Raw genomic sequence first — 5,197 nt, forward strand, 5'->3', positions numbered from 1 at the left:
GTCAACCAGATCAAGCTGAATGGGACGGTGGAGCAGAAAGCGAAATACCTGCCGGGGTTGATTTCGGGTCGGGCGGTTGGCGCGTTGGCGATGTCGGAGGCCGGGGCGGGATCGGATGTTGTCAGCATGAAGCTGCGGGCGGAGAAGAAGAACGGGTATTATGCACTGACCGGCAATAAATACTGGATCACCAACGGGCCGGATGCCGATACGCTGGTGGTCTATGCCAAGACCGACCCGGAAGCGGGCAGCCGCGGGATGACGGCCTTTATTGTTGAGAAGGCGATGAAAGGCTTTTCCACCAGCCCGCATTTCGACAAGCTCGGGATGCGCGGGTCGAACACCGCAGAGCTGGTTTTCGACAATGTCGAAGTGCCGTTTGAAAACGTGTTGGGGGCCGAGGGCAAAGGCGTGCGCGTGCTGATGTCGGGCCTTGATTATGAGCGCGTGGTGCTGTCGGGCATCGGCACCGGCATCATGGCGGCCTGTCTGGATGAGGTGATCCCCTATCTGCAAAGCCGCGAACAATTCGGCCAGCCAATTGGGAATTTCCAACTGATGCAGGGTAAGGTTGCGGATATGTATACCGCAATGAACTCCGCTCGCGCCTATGTTTATGAGGTCGCGCGCGCCTGTGATCGCGGCCAGGTCACCCGCGCCGATGCGGCGGCTTGCGTGCTGTATGCGTCAGAACAGGCAATGGTGCAGGCGCATCAGGCAGTGCAAGCGCTGGGCGGGGCAGGGTTTTTGGCCGATTCTGCGGTGTCGCGGTTGTTCCGGGACGCGAAATTGATGGAGATCGGCGCAGGGACGAGTGAGATTAGGCGGATGCTGATCGGGCGGGAGTTGTTGGGGAAATGACCGATGACAGGTTACGAGAAATCGAGAAAGCTCTAGAAATCGCGAAGTGGCGCTATTCGACGCATGGGTTAAGCGCAGGGCAACATGCTTATGACTACGGGGTCTTAGTTGTTAAAAACGCATTTCTTGTTTCTGGCGGAGGGTTGTTCTTCGTACCAACAATGGTCGCGATGTCCCCTCAGATAAATTTGGGTTACGCATTTGTCGCGGGTACTTTGTTTGGAGCAGGCGTAATTTTAGCACTTCTAGCGAACTACTTTATTCATATCAATTGGTTACTGAATGAGGCCGTTTGGGACGACATCTATAACATTGAAAAGATCGACATTCGAGCCGCTTACAATGTTGGTTTTTCTAATGACGGGGGAGAACGAGAAAAATCCGTTCTAAGCCATAAAAAGAAATGCAGATGGATAAACTTAACATTCTGGGTTCCTCATGCTCTAGCTATTATTTTTGTGGTTGTTTTGGTTTGCGCATCCTTCAATTTATATGAAGCATTTGGATTGGTTCTCAGCGAGGTAAATAAATGAAACTCACCTCCACCTTCCTCCCCAACACCGAAACCGCCCGTGCCAACCGAGCCGCCCATCTGGCAATGCTGGAAACCGTCAGTCAAGCCGCCGTGCTGGCCGCAGCGGGCGGCGGAGAAAAATCCCTCGCCCGCCACATCTCTCGCGGCAAGATGCCGCCGCGCGAACGGGTGGCGAACCTGCTGGACGCGGGCAGTCCGTTTCTCGAAATCGGGGCGACAGCCGCGCATGGGCTGTATGACGGTGCGGCCCCCGGTGCGGGGTTGATCGCCGGGATCGGCCGGGTGATGGGGCAGGATGTGATGGTGGTCTGCAATGATGCCACCGTAAAGGGCGGCACCTATTACCCGATGACGGTGAGAAAACACCTGCGCGCGCAGGAGATTGCCGAGGAAAACCTGCTGCCCTGCATTTATCTGGTGGATTCAGGCGGCGCGAACCTGCCCAATCAGGATGAGGTCTTCCCCGACCGCGACCATTTCGGCCGCATCTTCTACAATCAGGCACAGATGAGCGCCAAGGGCATCCCGCAAATCGCGGTTGTCATGGGCTCTTGTACCGCTGGCGGCGCTTACGTGCCGGCGATGTCGGATGTGACGATTATCGTGCGCGACCAAGGCACGATCTTCCTGGCAGGCCCGCCTTTGGTGAAGGCCGCGACGGGTGAGGTGGTCAGCGCCGAAGACCTGGGCGGCGGTGATGTCCACTCCCGCCTTTCTGGTGTCGCTGATTATCTGGCTGAGGATGACGCCCACGCCCTCGCTCTTGCCCGCCGCGCCGTTGGCAATCTCAACCGCGCCAAGCCCGCGACCGTCCAATGGCAATCCGCCGAAGATCCCGCTTATGACCCCGAAGAAATCCTCTCCCTCGTCCCCCCCGACCTGCGCACGCCCTACGATGTCCGCGAAGTGATCGCGCGCGTGGTCGATGGCTCCCGCTTTGATGAGTTCAAGGCGCGGTTTGGCGAAACCCTTGTCACGGGCTTTGCCCATGTGAATGGCTGCCCGGTTGGTATCATCGCCAACAATGGCGTGCTGTTCTCGGAAGCGGCGGTCAAAGGCGCGCATTTCGTGGAACTCTGCAGTCAGCGCAATATCCCCTTGGTGTTCTTGCAAAACATTACGGGCTTCATGGTCGGCCGCAAATATGAAAACGAGGGTATCGCGCGGCACGGCGCGAAAATGGTCACTGCCGTCGCCACCACCAATGTCCCGAAAATCACCCTGCTGATCGGCGGCTCCTTCGGTGCGGGCAATTACGGCATGGCAGGCCGCGCCTATTCGCCTCGGTTCCTGTGGACCTGGCCAAACAGCCGCATTTCCGTCATGGGCGGTGCGCAAGCTGCAGGCGTGTTGGCATCGGTGAAACGTGACGGGATTGAGCGTCAAGGCGGCACCTGGTCCACGGATGAAGAAGCCGCCTTCAAACAGCCGACGATTGATATGTTTGAGGAACAATCCCACCCCCTCTACGCATCGGCGCGCCTTTGGGATGACGGCATCATCGACCCCAGAAAAACCCGCGCCATCCTCTCGCTTTCCCTCTCCGCCACCCTGAATGCCCCGATAGAGCCGACAAAATTCGGCCTGTTCCGCATGTAAATCATCTGTTCAAAAATATCCCCGGGGGTCCGGGGGCAGGCAGCCCCCGGCGCTCGCCAACCCCCGAGACGGTTCATGTTTAAAAAAATACTGATCGCCAATCGTGGCGAAATCGCGTGCCGTATCATGCAAACCGCGCAAAAACTGGGGGTTGCCACCGTCGCGGTCTATTCTGATGCCGATCGAGAAGCAAAACACGTCGCGATGGCGGATGAGGCGGTGCATATCGGCGGTTCGACCCCGCGTGACAGCTATCTGCGCGGGGATGTGATTATTGCGGCGGCCAAAGCGACGGGCGCGCAGGCGATCCACCCCGGCTATGGCTTCTTGTCGGAAAATCCGGATTTCGTTGACTCGGTAGCGGCAGCGGGTCTTGTGTTCATCGGCCCTTCGGCCAAAGCCATTCGCGCAATGGGCTTGAAGGATGCAGCCAAAAGACTGATGCAGGCGGCAGGGGTTCCCGTGGTTCCCGGCTATTTGGGCGAAAATCAGGATCCCGAACATCTGGCGGCGCAGGCTGGCAAAATTACCTATCCGGTGTTGATAAAGGCAGTCGCCGGCGGTGGGGGCAAAGGCATGCGGCGGGTCAACAGACCTGCGGATTTTGCCGACGCGCTCGCCAGCGCCAAGGGCGAGGCGGCGACGGCATTTGGCAATGACGCCGTACTGATCGAGAAATATGTCGAAAAACCGCGTCACATCGAAGTTCAGGTTTTCGGCGATGGCAAGGACGCGCTACATCTCTTTGAACGCGATTGTTCCTTGCAACGCCGCCACCAGAAGGTGATCGAGGAGGCCCCCGCACCCGATATGCCGCCTGAAATGCGCCAAGCGATGGGCGATGCGGCGGTCAAGGCTGCGCGTGCCATCGGCTACAAAGGGGCGGGTACCATCGAATTCATCGTCGATGCCAGCGACGGGCTGCGCGCTGACCGCTTCTGGTTCATGGAAATGAACACGCGCCTGCAAGTCGAACACCCGGTGACCGAAGCCATTACGGGCATTGATCTGGTCGAATGGCAATTGCGCGTGGCCGCGGGCGAAAGCCTGCCGTTGCAGCAAGAGGATCTGACAATCAACGGCCATGCCTTTGAGGCGCGGCTTTATGCCGAGGATGTGCCAGCAGGTTTTTTACCTGCAACCGGACGGCTGGAGCACTTGAAATTTCCACCCGGCGCCCGCGCCGACAGCGGCGTGCGGGCGGGTGACAGTATCAGCCCGTGGTACGACCCGATGATTGCCAAGATCATCGTGCATGGCCCCACCCGCGCGGTGGCGCTGTCAAAACTGCGCCGCGCGCTGGCGCTGACCGAAGTGGCGGGGTCTGTCACCAATCTCGCTTTCCTCGGCGCACTCGCCCGCCACAAGGGCTTTGCGCGGGGTGATGTCGATACCGGGTTGATTGAGCGGGATATCATGTCTTTGACTTCCGAAACACCGGCTTGCGATGGGGTCAAGGCTTTGGCAGTTCTGGCAGTGGCGGCGCTGCCACAGGACACGCTCACCGGCTTCACCCAAGGCACGCCGATGCAGCGCGCTATCGCGCTGTCGCACCGGGGCGAGGCGCTGTCTGCGGGTCTTGCGGTGCAGGGGCCAGACCGTGCTGATGTGACGATTGGCGACCGGGTGATCGCGGCCCGCCGCCGGGGCCCCGACTGGGGCGTTGACGGCCAATCCGCCCGAGTTGTGGTGAAAGGAGCAAAAATCTACGTTTTCACCGCCGACGACACCTATGCCTTCACAGCCATCGATCCGCTGGACCGCGACACGACCGCAGCGGCAGGGGGCAAAGCCACGCTGTCGCCGATGCCGGGGCTGGTAAAGGCGGTTTTTGTGACGCCGGGCCAAAGCGTCTGCGCCGGGGATCGGCTTGCGGTGCTGGAAGCGATGAAGATGGAACACACGCTTGCCGCCGCGCGTGATGGCATCGTGGCTGAGGTTCTTGTCGAGGCCGGTCAACAGGTCGAAGCCGGGGCCGCGCTGATCCTGCTTGAGGATGAGGCGTGATCCGTCTGCACCATGTTGCGCAGGCGCGTTCATTCCGGACGCTGTGGCTGCTCCATGAAATCGGCGCAGAGTTTGAATTGGTCACGCATCGCTTTGACAAATCCCTGCGCGACCCCGCTTTTCTGGCGCTATCGCCGGCTGGCCGGATTCCAGCGTTGGAGATTGACGGCGCAACATTGTTCGAAAGCGGTGCAA

The 5,197-nt window shown here is 59.5% G+C and carries 5 protein-coding genes; all 5 read left to right on the forward strand.

Annotated features, from left to right (window positions below; genetic code table 11):
- The coding region (locus L0H65_RS14040; protein ID WP_301459673.1) for an acyl-CoA dehydrogenase family protein at positions 1 to 861 on the forward strand (861 nt) is incomplete at its 5' end.
- Complete coding sequence (locus L0H65_RS14045; protein ID WP_301459674.1) at positions 858 to 1,394, forward strand: hypothetical protein; 537 nt, start codon at positions 858 to 860, stop codon at positions 1,392 to 1,394. The genes L0H65_RS14040 and L0H65_RS14045, both read left to right, overlap by 4 nt.
- A complete protein-coding gene (locus L0H65_RS14050; RefSeq protein WP_301459675.1) occupies positions 1,391 to 2,995 on the forward strand; it encodes a carboxyl transferase domain-containing protein in 1,605 nt (534 codons plus the stop codon). Before L0H65_RS14045 ends, L0H65_RS14050 begins: the two co-directional genes overlap by 4 nt.
- 75 nt (positions 2,996 to 3,070) lie before the next feature.
- Positions 3,071 to 5,002 carry an acetyl/propionyl/methylcrotonyl-CoA carboxylase subunit alpha gene (locus tag L0H65_RS14055; protein ID WP_301459676.1) on the forward strand — a complete coding sequence of 644 codons (1,932 nt, stop codon included), beginning with the start codon at positions 3,071 to 3,073 and terminating at the stop codon, positions 5,000 to 5,002.
- The coding region (locus tag L0H65_RS14060) for a glutathione S-transferase N-terminal domain-containing protein (RefSeq protein ID WP_301459677.1) at positions 4,999 to 5,197 on the forward strand (199 nt) is incomplete at its 3' end. The genes L0H65_RS14055 and L0H65_RS14060, both read left to right, overlap by 4 nt.

It is taken from the genome of Pseudorhodobacter sp. (assembly GCF_030452865.1).
In the GTDB taxonomy this organism is placed as follows: Bacteria; Pseudomonadota; Alphaproteobacteria; order Rhodobacterales; family Rhodobacteraceae; genus Pseudorhodobacter.